The organism is Streptomyces sp. NPDC058877 (genome assembly GCF_042742855.1).
GTDB lineage: Bacteria > Actinomycetota > Actinomycetes > Streptomycetales > Streptomycetaceae > Streptomyces.
The window spans coordinates 1-14,465 of record NZ_JBHYMF010000172.1; the positions used below are offsets into that span (position 1 = coordinate 1).

Genomic DNA, 14,465 nt, shown 5'->3' on the forward strand with positions numbered 1-14,465 from the left:
CAGGTCGACGACCAGGTCACCGCGCCAGGTGTGGATGATGTCCACGCCCACCTTGAGGTTGCTCGGGGCGTTGCCGGCGATGCCGGTGACGTTGATCGTCGAGGTGACCGCCGGGCCGTTGTCCGGGATGGACACGTCGGTGTCGTTGGTGAAGACCGTGCCGCCGCCCGGGTCGCCGCCACCGGGGCGGGAACCGACGTTGATCGCGGCCCAGGCGTTCTCGACGGCCGTGACCTCGGCGCTCGTCGCGCCGTACAGCGCCTTGGCGACGTCGACCGTGCCGGTGCGGGCACCCGCGTAGTTCGTGGTCGAACCGAACTTGGTGGTGAGCGCCTTGTACCAGATCAGCGCGGCCTTGTCCCGGCCGATGCCGGTGACGGGCAGGCCGTCGGAGGTCGGCGAGTCGTAGTTGACGCCGTTGATGGTCTTGGCGCCGCTGCCCTCGGAGAGCAGGTAGAACCAGTGGTTCGCCGGGCCCGAGGAGTAGTGGACGTCGATGTTGCCGATGCCCGAGTACCACGAGTCCTTGGACGAGCCGTCCTTGCTCGGCTTGTCCATGTAGCGCAGCGGGGTGCCGTTGCCGCGGATGTCGATCTTCTCGCCGACCAGGTAGTCGCCCTTGTCCTGGGCGTTGTTGGCGTAGAACTCGACGGCGGCGGCCATGATGTCGGAGGTGGCCTCGTTGAGGCCGCCGGACTCGCCGCTGTAGTTGAGGCCGGCGGTGTTCGAGGTGACGCCGTGCGTCATCTCGTGCGCGGCCACGTCGATGGAGGTCAGCGGCTTGGAGTTGCCCGAGCCGTCGCCGTACGTCATGCAGAAGCAGCTGTCCGACCAGAACGCGTTGACGTACGCGTTGCCGTAGTGGACCCGGGAGTACGCGCCGACGCCGTCACCGCGGATGCCGCTGCGGCCGTGCACGTTCTTGTAGTAGTCCCAGGTGAGCGCGGCACCGTAGTGCGCGTCGGCACCGGCCGTCTCCTTGTTGGAGGGCAGGCCGTTGCCCCACACGTCGGTGGAGTTGCTGAACAGCGTGCCGGTGCCCGAGGAGCCGCCGTTGAGGTTGTACGTCTTGTGGTTGCCGCGACCGGTGTCGGTCAGCGTGTACGAGGGCGCGGTGCCGAGCGTCACCTGGCCGCTGTACATCGTGTTGCCGGTGCCGGTCTCGATGCCCTGCCACTCGTAGAGCTTCTGGCCGGTCTTGGCGTCGGTGATGACGTGCAGCTCGTTCGGCGTGCCGTCGTGCTGGAGGCCGCCGACGACGGTCTCGTACGCGAGGACGGGGGCGCCCTGGGCCATCCAGACGACCTTGCGCGGGGCGCGGTTGGTCGCGGCCTTGTCGGAGCCGTCGGCGCGCGCGGCGCCGAGGGCCTGCTTCGAGGCGGCGGCCGGAGCGACCCTGGCGGTCATGTCGACGTTCTTCAGCTCGGCGCGGGAGGCCTTGCTGACGCTCTGGCGTGCGCCGGCCTTCGTCTCCTCGACGATCAGGTCGCCACCGAGGACGGGCAGTCCGGCGTAGGTGCGCTCGTAGCGCGTGTGGGTGGTGCCGTCGCGGTCCTGGACGACGTCGCGGACGACCAGCTTCTCCTGGGTGCCGAGGCCGAGGGCCTTGGCCGTGGCGGCCTTGTCGGCGTCGGCCGCCTTGATGAGCGCGGTGCGCTCGGCGGGGGTGAGGTCGGCCGGGAGCTTGCCGGGGTTGGCCTTGCCGGCGGACTGCGCCTGGGGCGCCGCCTCGAAGGCGTCGGCCGAGGCGGTGCCGGACTGGACGCCGAGGGTGAGCATGGCAGCGGCGGCTATCAGAGCGCCGGTCGCGGTGGCGCGACGGCTGGGCGTGGATCTCACGCAGACTCCTTATGCGAGGGGGGTACCGGCGGACTTGGGTGAGTCCGTCCGGGCGGAGCAAGGAGAGCTGTGGAGCACGTGCGGGTGAAGCCGTGAACTGTGGTGCGAAGAACGGTGAGAGACTGGCAGGAATGACGGGGACCTGTCAGGAGCGCATCGGGAAGTTGGCCGGAAATCGTCCGCTGCCCGTACATCCGTGTTCGTTAACCGGACGTTTCGCCGATCATGGCCGCGACGCCGCCCGATGTTCCTCGGAGCCCGTTTTCCACGAGAGCCGCCCCGTTCGCCCCGAGGACTCCGCCGCTGGTCGCGCCCCTCGGCCCCGAGGGGGACCCGCCACCCGGATCGCGTCGAGGCCTGGCTCATTCTGTTCTCTCCACGGGCCGCCAGAAAGCCTTCCGGACCTCCCCGTCCCGCCCTCCGGGCCGTCGGTGTCGCCCGCCCCTCCGGGCCGTCACCGGGGCGGCTCGGAGGAGCGGGTCGACCGACGCGCCGGAGGGCGACCGCGTGCTCGCGATCGCCCTCCGGCGTGTTGCCCCGTGCCGCCGCTCAGCCGAAGGCGAGGGCGCTCTTCCAGTTGACCCAACTGGCGGTGATGCGCGTTCCGTGGGCGGTGCGGCCCCCGGGGTAGTAGTACATGGTGCCGGTGCTGTCGATGGCCCAGAGGTCGGGGATGCCGTCCTTGTTGGCGTCGGGCGTTCCGATGACGAAGGGCATCTGGGTCAGGGCCCATCCGCCGGTCCCGTAGACCTCGTCCACGCCGGTCTTGGAGTAGGCGGCGATGGCGAGGGAGGTGAGGTCGACGCCGCCGCCGGCGGCCGGCTTGCCGTGGCGCAGGAGGAGGCCGCGTCCCGTTTCCTCGCCGCGGAAGAGGAGGTCGGGGACGCCGTCCCCGCCGATGTCGGCCACGGAGACGATGTCCCGCTTGGTCCAGGGGGCGCTGGTGAGCATGCGGGCTTCGGAGAACGCCGCTCCGGTGTAGCCGGTGAAGGCCCAGAGCTGGTCGCCGACGGTGGCGAACACGTCGGGGAGCTTGTCCCCGGTGACGTCCCCGGTGGCGACGATCTGGGTGAGGGAGGCCGGGGAGGGGGCGTTGGCGGGGAGCAGGATCTCCCGGCGCTCGGTGATGTTGACCGCGCCGTACCCGTCGCCGGGGTACACCCACAGCTTGCCGTCCAGGCGGACGATGAGGTCCTGGAAGCCGTCACCGCCGTAGAAGTCGCCGTTGTGGGTGATGAGGGCGTCCGTGAAGTGCCCCGAGGGGGGACCGATGAAGAGGGGTTCCTCGTCGCCGTTGGGGTCCTTGGCCGGGTTCAGCTGGTAGGCGCCGGACATCGAGTAGTCGAGCTTGCCGGTGCCCTTGAGGAAGTTGCCGCTGTTGGCCTGGGAGGGGAACAGCCGCAGGTTCTTGTAGTTGGTGATGGTGAAGAGGTCGGGCAGTGCGTCACCGGTGAGGTCGCCGGGGGCGTCCTCCTCGTCCCGGGGCGTGACGTAGAAGAAGTACTTGACGACCTCGGAGACGTGCCCGGCCTGGTCGACGGTCCGCACGTACAGCACGTTGGGGCCGGCCGTCGGGGGCTTGGCGCCCGAGAGCGTGGTGATGGTGGAGGTGGGGGCGCCGGCGGCCCGGGACACGGAGTAGGGGTAGTAGTTGGCGTTGTACCCGTACTCGAACCGGATGACGTCGGTGTCGAGCGCCTGGAACTTGAAGGTGCCGCCGCTGCCGAACTTGAGCTTCGACCAGTTCGAGTCCTCGGGCTCGTTGCCGAAGGTGTTCTTGCTGCCGTCGGCGTTGGGGAAGTCGGTGGAGGTGACCCGGGGCGGCTTGGGCGCGGCGCCGTCGTAGATGAAGCGGCACGGCACGGCGGGCGTGTACTTCGAGGAACTGCCTGCGGAGTCGACGGCGCGGACCGACCAGGAGTACACGGTGTTGTTCACCAGGCCGCTGGTCGAGAAGGCGGGCGTGGTGCGCAGCGCGGAGCTGGTGGAGGAACCGACCGAGACGACGCCCGTGGACTTGAGCATGTTGCCCGTCACGGCCCACTGGTTGGTCGGCCACAGGGCGAAGTTGAGGTAGCTGAGGTTGTCGTCCTTGTCCGTGGACTTGGCGGTGAAGGTGATGCTGGAGGAGCCGACCCGGACGTAGGGGGGCGTGGTGGTGCACTTGAAGTCGGGCCCGAGGTCGTGGTTGGTCGGCGCGGTCGGCGGCCGGTTGTAGGTCAACTCGAGGACGGGCGCGTTGTCACCGTTGGCCTGGAACTTCTTCCAGGCGTACTGGGACTTCTCGTCCCTGGCGCGCAGGCCGAAGGTGATGGTGTCCCTGCCCTTGTCCGCGGCGGCCTGCGCGGCCTTCTTCACGTCGAAGGTCTCGTAGTCGTCGTGGCAGCCGGTCTTGTAGCCGTGTGCGAAGCTCCGCGGCGCGGCGGCCAGGTTGGCGTCGGTGAGGGCCGGCGCGTTCTTCCAGTTGGTGCGTCCGTTGATCGGGCTGGTGACGTGGACGGACATGCCGCGTGCGCTGCAGGACCACGCGTACGTTTCCAGGAGCCGCAGGGTGGCCTTCTGGATCGTGGCGCCCCGGAGGTTCTTGTCGAACGCGATGTTGAAGTACGACCGCGAGGTGCCCCAGGTGTCGGACTCGAAGCCGACGCGGGCCTCGTGGGTGCCGCCGGCGTTGAAGTCCTTGCCGTTGAAGAAGGTGGCGTTCGGGTGGCGGCTGTAGGCGGTCGTCCAGTCCTGGGTGTGCTTCTTCACCGTGGGGTCGATGAAGACGGGGTAGACGGTGGCGGGGTCGTTGAGGAAGTCCTGGTTGGGCGTGAGCAGCCAGCCGCCGGCCCCGAGGTCCGCCTCGACCACGTCGCCGCGCGACTCCGGGGAGGGGCCGTTGAGGAGCGGCAGGCTCAGGGTGGCCGCGTCTCCGCTCTGTGAGGGCGCGGGCGTCGGCTCGGCGGGCACGGGCGGCAGCGGAGCCTCGGTGAGGGCCGGCGCGGCCTCGTCCGTGGCCGTGGGCAGCACCTCGGCCTCGGGGTCGACGTTGTCGTTGGCCAGCTCCGTGGTGCTCGCACTCGGACTCGGCGCGGGAGCCGTGCTCGTGCTGATCGGCCCCTCGGGGGACTCCGAGGCGGTCGGCTGCGAGGAGGCGCCCAGTTCGCCGTCGGTGACGGCCGGGGCGCCGCTGCTGTCCCACATCAGAGGGGTCGGCGACAGCGCGACCTCCTGCCCGTCGGCGTCCTCGGCCGCGACGATGCCCGAGGCCGGGTCGAGACGGAAGCTGAGCGTGGGCGAGGCCAGGCCGTAGGACAGTTGCGCGACGCGCGGGTCGGCAGCGGCCTGACGGTTCTTCAGGACCAGCAGCTGGGCGAAGCCGTCGTCCTCGGCGGTCAGGACCAGGTCGGTGCCCGGGAGGATCTCCGGGTACAGCGCGCGTGATCCTTCGATGATCGGCGCGGGCACGGGACCGGGCCAGGTGAGCCGGATCTCGTGCAGGTCGGGAATCTCGCCCGTGCCGCCGACCGTGAGCGTGACCAGCGGACTGTCCGCGCCCGTCTCGGTCGTGACCCCCTTGACGAGCGAGACGCGGTGGACCCGGCCGCGCGAGGCCCGCCCGGAGCCTCCGGCCGTACCGCCGGAGAAGACCATGCGGGTGTTGGTGGCCGCGGGCGCCCACCCCTGATCCGTGCGCTTCAGCGTGGTGTCGACCGCCTTCCACTCCTGACCGACCTTGGCCCAGATCGGGGAGGCGTAGAGCTTCTGGCCCATCGTCCCGTCCGGACGGGCCCAGGTGGTCGAGCGGGGCGTCCGCAGCTCCGTGACCTCGACCGGCTTGCCGGTCTTGCGTGCCAGCGAGGCGGCCGAAGCCCGGTCCACCGTCCGGTCCTTGCCGGTTCCGTTCCCGGACCCGACGGGAGGACGCGCAGCCTCGTCCGTCGAGCCGGCCCGGAAGCCGACATAGGTGATGCCGCCCGCGGCGAGTGTGGCCGCGAGCACCACGGCGCCCGCGCGCCGGGCCGCCGGCCGCTGCCATGTCTGTCTCATCGAGTGGGGACCCCTCTTCCCAGAGTTCCGGGCTCTCAGGGCACCGGCTGAAACCACGAAGCCGGCCATGACGTCCTGGGCCAGGGAGTCCGGGGGAACCACCTTTGCGCGCGGGCATGGCTGGGCGAGCCGATGATGTCCCATGAACCCCGCTCCGTCACCCCGCGCCAGAAGTCCCCGGACCGCTCCCACCTGCCCCGACGCATGAGGCGCCAGGGGGCGGGGAGGCGTGTCGGGCAGGGCTGCTTCCGATCCACCGGAGGGCGAAACGGGAGAAAATGCCAGGAAGGGCCTTTGCGATCGGGTACTTAGTCATCCGATGCACTGATCACGGCATTCCCTCTGATTGCTCCACTGGCCTGCGCTTATGGCGAGGGGAGTTCGATAGGTGCCGACTAGTGCAAACTGATCCGTTGCATCCCGTGACGATCATCACGTGTGTCGTGCCAACTCTGGTGTTCCTTCACGGAGTAGTCGCAGAATCTCCATGATCTGAAGTGCAATCGTCCGCGGTCCGTCTCCGGCTGCCGCCCCAAGTGGTCCGGAGGGACCTCGCCTTGTTCGCTCGTCATCGGCATGCCCGCAGCCGGGCCCGCCGCACGCTCATACCCGCCCTCGGCGCCGCCCTGCTGGTGGGCTTGCTGCCCGCCGAGTCCCTGGCCGTGCCGCCCGACCCGGCGAACGTCGAGACCGGGCGCGAGACCCTCAGCGCGGACCCCCTCGACCTCGAAGCCATCGCCGTCGACGAGCCCGTCGACGGCCAGACCTTCGAGAAGGACGTCGACAAACTGAAGGTGGAGGTCCCCGACGACCTCCAGCAGGTGCCCGCCGACACCACGACCACCCCGGCCGCCGACACCGGAACGATCACCTTCGGCTCCCCGGTCAGCCCTGCCGCCTTCACCGCGACGGCGGCGGAGGACGAGGAGGTCCCGCTCTCCCCGGTCCCCAACGTGCCCGTCCTGCTGGGGCAGGCCGAGGGACAGCCCGCCCCCACCGGCACCTGGCAGGCCTCCGTCGTCGACCGGGGCGGCGAGATCGGCCAGGGCGTCGAGGACGTCCTCAAGGTCGGCACCCTCGTGACCGTGGAGGCCCCCGCCACCGGCTCCGTGCCGATCTCCGTCGGAGTCACCTACGACGCCTTCGAGAACCTGAACGGCGCGGACTGGGCCTCGCGCCTGCGCCTGGTCCAGTTCCCCGAGTGCTACCTCGCCACGCCGCTGGAAGAGGCGTGCCAGGAGTACCAGGAGCTCGAAACCACCAACGACCCCGTCACCCACACGCTGACGGCCACCGTCGACACCGCTGCGGACGGCACCGCCACCCCCGTCTTCGCCACCCGCTCCACCCGGTCCGGCCCCGCCATCATGCAGGCCTCGTACACCACCGCCACCCCCGTGGCGACGGGCGGGGACAAGGCGGTCATCGGCGCGGTCGACTCCGGCGCCGGCCCCGGCGGCTCCTTCAAGGCCACCCCGCTCGCCGCCAGCGGCACGTGGAGCGCGGGCGGCTCCTCCGGCGCGTTCACCTGGTCGTACCCGATGGTCGTGCCCCCCGCCCCGGCCGGCCCCGCGCCGAACGTCACGCTCTCCTACAGCTCGCAGGCCGTCGACGGGAAGACCGCGGTCTCCACGCCCCAGGCCTCCTGGATCGGCGAGGGCTGGGACTACAACCCCGGCTACATCGAGCGCCGCTACCGCAGCTGCAAGGACGACACCCACGAACTGGCCGCCGGCACCCCGAACAACACCGCCAAGGCCAACGAGACCAGCGACCTGTGCTGGGTGTCCTACAACGCCGTGATGTCCCTCGGCGGCAGCACCACCGAACTCGTCCGCGACGCCGGCGCCGGCAGCGACCCCGAGTCCGATACCGAGGTCTACCGCCCCGCGAAGGACGACGGCACCCGCGTCGAGCGCCGCATCCACAGCACCGGCAGCAGCGCCAACGGCGACGACAACGGCGAGTACTGGACCGTCACCACCACCGACGGCACCAAGTACCACTTCGGCCTCAACAAGGTGGGCGGCGGCCACGCCGACACCCACTCCGTCTCCACCGTCCCCGTCTTCGGCAACCACCCCGGCGAGCCCTGCCACGCCACCTCCTTCGCCGACTCCCGCTGCGGCGCCGGCAAGCAGCAGGCCTGGCGCTGGGGCCTCGACAAGGTCGAGGACGTCCACGGCAACGTCATGATCGTCAACTGGAAGCAGGAGACGAACCACTACGCCGTGCGGGGCAAGCGCGCCAACCCCGAGCAGTACTCCCGCGCCGCCTACCCCACCAGCATCGAGTACGGCCTCCGCGCCGCCGACCTGACCGCGCCCTCCGCCACCGTCGAGTTCGGCGTCAAGCAGCGCTGCCTGAAGTCCGACACCGCCTGCGCCGCCGCCAACTTCGACAAGACCGACGACCCCGGCGCCTACCGCCCCTGGTGGGACACCCCCGGCTCGCTGAACTGCAAGGCCACCTCCAAGCTCTGCCCCGGATTCCCCAGCTTCTGGACCCGGCTCCGCCTCGACACCGTCACCACCAGGGCGGCCCGCCCCGGCCAGACCGGCCTGGGGTACGTCGACAGGTACACCCTGCACCACTCCTTCCCCGAGGACTGGTACGACTCCTCCCCGGGGCTCTGGCTCAACTCCCTCACCCGCACCGGCTACGGCCCCGGCGACACCCCCCAGAACGGCGGCGGCACCCTCCAGTCCAAGGACGGGGTCAGCTTCGGCCCCTACACGGTCGGCACCCGCTCCCCCCTCGCGCTCAAGAGCCACCTGCTGGACAAGCAGCTGCCCAACCTCGTCCCCAGCGGTCCCGACGACAAGCGGCCCGGATTCACCCGGCCCCGCATCGGCGTCATCGCCACCGAGGGCGGCGCCGACATCGAGGTCCAGTACACGGGCGGCTGCCGCGTCCAGCCCGCCACCGACCTCGGCAAGGCCAACGGCACCTGCTACCCGGTCCGCTGGTCCCCCGACGGCGAGGAGAAGACCCCCGCCAAGGCCTGGTTCAACAAGTACGTCGTCGCCTCGGTCACCGAGACCGACAAGGTCGCGACCCTCTTCGGCCAGCCCGTCACGACCGCCTACGGCTACTCCGGCGCCGCCTGGGCCAAGAGCGACGACGAGTTCCTCCGCCCCGCGCTGCGCACCCACAGCGACTGGCGCGGCTACCGGCAGGTCACCGTCGTCAAGGGCGACAAGAGGCTGACCACCGGCCTCAACTCCCCGACGCAGTCCCGGTCCGTCACCCGCTACTTCCAGGGCACCGGCGGCGAGGTCAAGGACTCCGTCGACGGCACCGTCCTCCTCTCCGATGACGCCCCGCAGTACGCCGGCATGACCGCCGAGACCCTCGTCTACGAGAACTCCTTCAAGAAGGCGGACGAGTTCACCAGCCGCACCCGCACCTTCCCCGACGAGGCGGTTCAGACCGCCTCGCGCCCCCGGGAAGCAGAGGACGGCACCGCCCTCACCCCGCTGACCGCCCACCGCACCGGCGTCAAGAGGACCGACACCATCCAGGCGGTCGGCACCGGGTGGCGGGGGATCCGCACCACCACCCTCCAGCGCGATCCCACCTACGGCCTGGCCACCGAGGTCGAGACCGTGGTCGTCAAGCCGGGACCGAACGGCACCGGAGAGACCCTCTCCGACCCCAGCTGCACCAAGACCGCCTACGTCCACAACACCGGTGCGTGGCTGATCGGCCTGCCCACCACGGTCCGCGCCACCGCCACCACCTGCGCCGACCAGGCCACCGCCGACCCCGCCACCGAACTCAAGGGCTCGGTCCGCACCAGCTACGACAACCTCGCCCACGGCGCCACCCCGACCAAGGGCCTCGTCACCACCGTCGACGGGATCGACGGCACCGGCAGCACCCACTCCCTCACCACGACCAGCACCTACGACCCGCTCGGCCGCCTCCGCACCGTCACCACCCCCGGAGGCGACTCCCTCGGAAGCACCTACACCACCGAGACCCAGTACGTCCCCGGCGACACCGGAGGCCCGGTCACCTCCACCAAGACGATCAACGCCAAGGGCCACGCCACCACCACGACCTACGACCCCGGCCGGGCGCTGCCCCTGACGGTCACCGACCCCAACGGCCGCGTCACCCGCACCGAGTACGACGACCTCGGCCGTCTGGTCAAGGGCTGGTCCCCCTCCCGCTCCACGGGGACGCAGTCGCCCAACGTCGAGATCGCCTACCAGACCGCCTCCGTCGCCCCCGACGGAAACGCCCTCCCCGCGGCCGTCACCGTCAAGACCCTCAAGGACGACGGCGGCTACGCCAGCCAGGTCACGATCTACGACGGCCTGCTGCGCCAGGTCCAGACCCAGTCCGAGGCCCACGGCCCCGGCCGCATCGTGGCCGACACCAAGTACGACGACCACGGCCTGGTCGCCGAACAGACCGGCGCCTACCTGGCCAAGGGCGAGCCCACCACCGAGATCTTCAAGGTCAAGTCCCCGTCGCTGGTCCCCAGCCTCGTCAAGACCACGTACGACGGCCTGGAACGCCCGATCCGGCAGACGCCCTACCACGGGTCCACCCCGCAGGCCGCGACCGTCACCACGTACAACGCCGACACCAGCGTCACCGTCGACCCCGCGGGCTCCACCGCCCCCACGACCACCACCATCACCGACGACCTCGGCCGCGTCGCCGAGATCCGACACCACACCGGATCCGGCACCTACCGCTCCACCACCTACGGCTACGACAAGCGAGGCAACCGCACCCGGGTCACCGACCCCGCGGGCAACACCTGGAGCTACGCCTACGACGCCCGGGGCCGTGTCACCTCGACCACCGACCCGGACACCGGCACCACCCAGACGCAGTACGACAACGCCGACCGCCCCACCGTCACCTCCGACGCGCTCGGCCAGCACGTCTACACCACCTACGACGCGCTCGGTCGGGTCACCGCCGTGCGCGAGGGCTCGAAGACGAGCTCGCCGGTCAAGGAGTTCAGCTACGACAAGGCCGGCGCGCTCGGCCTCCCGTACGAGTCCACCCGGCACACCGCCACCGGCGACTACGTCGAGCGGGTGACCGGCTACGACACCGAGTACCGCCCCACCGGCCGCGAGACGGTCATCCCCACCAACGCCATGACCACCGGCCTGTCGGGCACCTACTCCTACTCCTACGCCTACACGCCCACCGGAAAGCCGCTCTCCGTCACCCTGCCCGCCAAGGGCGGCCTGGCGGCCGAGAAGGTCATCACCCGCTACGACGCGGACGGCCTGCCCGAGTCCACCTCCGGCATCAACTGGTACACCTCCGACGTCACCTACTCGCCCTACGGCGAAGTGCTGCGCGCCGTCTCCAGTGCCCAGCCCTACCGGGTCTGGACGACCAACTTCGTCGACGAGCACACCGGCCGCCTCCAGCGCACCGTGACCGACCGGGAGACCGCGGGCCCCCACCGCGTCTCCGACACCGGATACGCCTACGACGCCTCCGGCACCATCACCGCGAGCGCCCGACAGAACGCGGAGACCCCCACCCTCACGACCTGGGACAACCAGTGCTTCACCTATGACGTCATGGGCGAACTGATCAACGCCTGGACGTCGAACATCACGCCCGACGGCAAGGGGACCGGCTGCAAGTCGGCCTCGGGAGCCACCTGGGGCCACCGCACCGACGGAGCCCCCTCCGGAGGCCCCGTCGCGGACGCCCCCTCCCAGGCCGGCCCCACCGCCCCCGCCAGTCTCGCCGGCACGGCACCGGCCGCGGGCACCGTCGCCTCGGGCGCCGCCGTCACCGGCTCGGCCGCCTACCACCAGTCCTTCACCTTCGACTGGCTCGGCAACCGCGCCACCATGACCGAGCACGACCCGGCGGGCAACACCAACAAGAACACCACCTACACCTACGCCTACGGCTCCACCCAGCCCCACACCCTGCTCTCCGCCACCTCGCCCACCCCGGGCACGAGCAGCGCGTACACCTACAACCCGACCGGCACGACCAAGACCCGCACCCTCCAGGGCGGCACCCAGACCCAGAACCTGAAGTGGACGACCGAGCAGAAACTCGAGTCGAACACCATCGGCAACGACAAGACCACCTACGTCTACGACGCCGCGGGCAACCGCATCCTGGAGAACTCGCCCACCGGCAGCACCCTCTACCTCGGCGAGACGGAGCTCACCACCGACTCCGTCGGCCTCATCACCCGCGCCTCGCGCTCCTACGGCCACCCCGGCGCACCGACGGTCGTCCGCACCACCATCGACCGGTCCACCACCGGACACGAGATCAACGTCCTCCTCGCCGACCACCTCGGCACCGCCCACACCGCGGTCGAGGCCGGCGGAACCCAGCCCGTCACCCGCCGTGCCAGCAAGCCCTACGGCGAGTACCGCGGCACCAAGCCCAGCGACTGGCCGAACAAGCGCGGCTACCTCGGCGTCGGCATCGACGACACCGCCACCGGCCTCACCCACATCGGCGCCCGCGAATACGACCAGAACACCGGCCGCTTCCTTTCTGCCGACCCGATCCTCGACATCACCGACCCGCTCCAGATGAACGGGTACACCTACGCCAACGGCAGCCCCGTCTCAAAGAGTGATCCCACCGGTCTTCGCCCGGAAGGTGTCTGTGGAGGATTCTCCAGTACATGCCGTTCAGATAATTCCCGCAGCGAGATGTCGACGACCCACCATGAATGGTGGGAGTACAAGAGCACCGGCTGGATTTACCACAGTTACGAGCTCGACGCCCGAGGTGGGAAGCACTACAACAAGCCGCAGGGCTTGACGTGGGGGACCGTCGTATACTTCCCGCGCCGCAAGATCACCTGGAATAAGAATACGGTTGCGGGTGCAGGTCGTTCCTTCGTCTCGACGCTCGACTTGGTTCTTCCGGATAAACTCTCCGCTTCTGCCGGCTATGACGGGCTCATGAGGATGGCTGGTTTTGATACCAGTGATCCCGGTTATGAAGACGGCGAGTCCCTGGTCGATGCGATCAGCACAATATTTTCTGGAGTGGGGGCCGCGAAGGGTGTCTCGAAGAATTCTGCGAAGAATTCCGTGACGAGTGTCATCGATTGCCACTCGTTCCTTCCCGCCACTGAAGTCCTTATGGGTGACGGCACCCATAAGAAGATCGAAGACGTGGAGATCGGTGACACTATCGTCACCACAGAGGTGGGAACTGGTAAGGAGCATCGTAAGAAGGTCATCGAGACCATACGGACAGAGACCGATAAGGAATTCACGGAACTCACCGTTGCAGCCGCAGATGGCGAGAGCAGCATCGTCGCCACCGATACACATCCCTTCTGGGTCCCGGAGGTTGATTCCTGGGTTGACGCCGGCGACCTCCGCGTCGGCGACTTCCTTCGCACCAGCACAGGAACCCACGTCCAGATCACCGCGGTCAAGCGCTACACCAGGCAACAACGCACCCACGATCTGACTATCGATGACCTCCACGCGTACTATGTGCTGGCGGGCAGGACTCCGGTACTCGTTCACAACTGTCCCACAGGTGGGGTCAGTGGTGGCCGGCTGGCGCAAGAAGCCGGGGATTCCTACGAAGTGAATCTCGTCCAGCAGCTTGGCGGCGGGGGCGGCTTCAAGGAAGGTAAGCGCCAGTTTGATGGTGCATTTATCGACACTGTCACGGGCCGCGGTACTTGGTACGAAGCGAAGTCTGGAAGGTTCTGGGAAGACACGCTGGCAAACCCTAAGCGCCTAGAGAAGTTTAAGGGCGTAGAGGGTGAGAAGATCGCAATAGCGCGGGAGCGTGGAATTGATTATCGGATCATCTCGGAGAATCCGATTCCGGCGCCCATCACGACCTGGCTCGATAAGAAGGGCATCCCGTGGCAGGTAATGCCGAGGTCATGACGGTAATGTAGTGGTTCAGGATCGGGGCTCCATCGTTCCGACTATGGGTTGAAGCTTCAGGATCGAAGCATTTGCCCTGGTCAACGCCGCCCCTTCCATACTGTTGCGCCCTCCTTCCTCAGCTACGCGTGGGGAAGGGGGGCGCTCGGTTGCTAGCGAGATTGGAACTGCAGTGGGGTTGTGCCTGTTTCCGGATGATGGAGAAGTCGATGGGCCGGATGCGTGTTTTTCTTACGGGAGTTTCGCCCAGTTCCGCAGACGGCTTGCGCTAGCTGAAGGATTTCAGTTGGGAGATATGAGCGGGTTTGGCGGCCACGTGGCGTGGAATGACGTCACCACTGTCCTTGAGCCCCTACTCAATCACCCGGATGATCACGGGAGATCACTGACATCGCAAGAATGTCGGGAAATTTTGCCACGACTTGAGGACGTTTTGAGCGTGTGGTTGTCGAGTGGATCGCACGACTCTGACATGAAAGAAGACATCAACAATGCTCGCGATCTGATCACTGTGCTCAAGGTCTGCGTTCAAAAGAATGTCGAGCTCTGCTTCATGTGAATTCAGGCCTCCCGCAGACCCTCCAGAAGGGCAGTGACGGCAACGCTGACGGCAACGTCAACCTCGATCCTTCAGCCGCCTTCCGGGTGTGATCGTCGCGGCGGTTCGCCCGTAATGTCCTCGGTGCCGGTGAGGCGGGCCGTCGCATGACG

The 14,465-nt window shown here is 68.7% G+C and carries 4 protein-coding genes; 2 read left to right on the plus strand and 2 right to left on the minus strand.

The features are described from left to right. Both ACFW2Y_RS28690 and ACFW2Y_RS28695 read right to left on the minus strand, forming a co-directional pair. A partial coding sequence (locus ACFW2Y_RS28690; RefSeq protein ID WP_384885010.1) for a M4 family metallopeptidase occupies positions 1-1,839 on the minus strand: 1,839 nt, incomplete at its 3' end. 549 nt (positions 1,840-2,388) lie between these two features. Further along, on the minus strand, positions 2,389-5,871 hold the full coding sequence (locus ACFW2Y_RS28695) for a DNRLRE domain-containing protein (RefSeq protein WP_384885012.1): 3,483 nt from the start codon (positions 5,869-5,871) through the stop codon (positions 2,389-2,391). Positions 5,872-6,428: 557 nt separating this feature from the next. Between ACFW2Y_RS28695 and ACFW2Y_RS28700 the strand changes: the two genes are divergently transcribed. Continuing rightward, a complete protein-coding gene (locus ACFW2Y_RS28700) occupies positions 6,429-13,754 on the plus strand; it encodes a polymorphic toxin-type HINT domain-containing protein (protein WP_384885014.1) in 7,326 nt (2,441 codons plus the stop codon). 172 nt (positions 13,755-13,926) lie between these two features. Continuing rightward, a complete protein-coding gene (locus tag ACFW2Y_RS28705; RefSeq protein WP_384885016.1) occupies positions 13,927-14,313 on the plus strand; it encodes a hypothetical protein in 387 nt (128 codons plus the stop codon). Positions 14,314-14,465 lie beyond the last annotated feature (152 nt).

Bases quoted from the DNA above. Each gene is read 5' to 3' on its own strand.
- ACFW2Y_RS28695 (WP_384885012.1), bottom strand. From the start codon at position 5,871: ATGAGACAGACATGGCAGCGGCCGGCGGCCCGGCGCGCGGGCGCCGTG.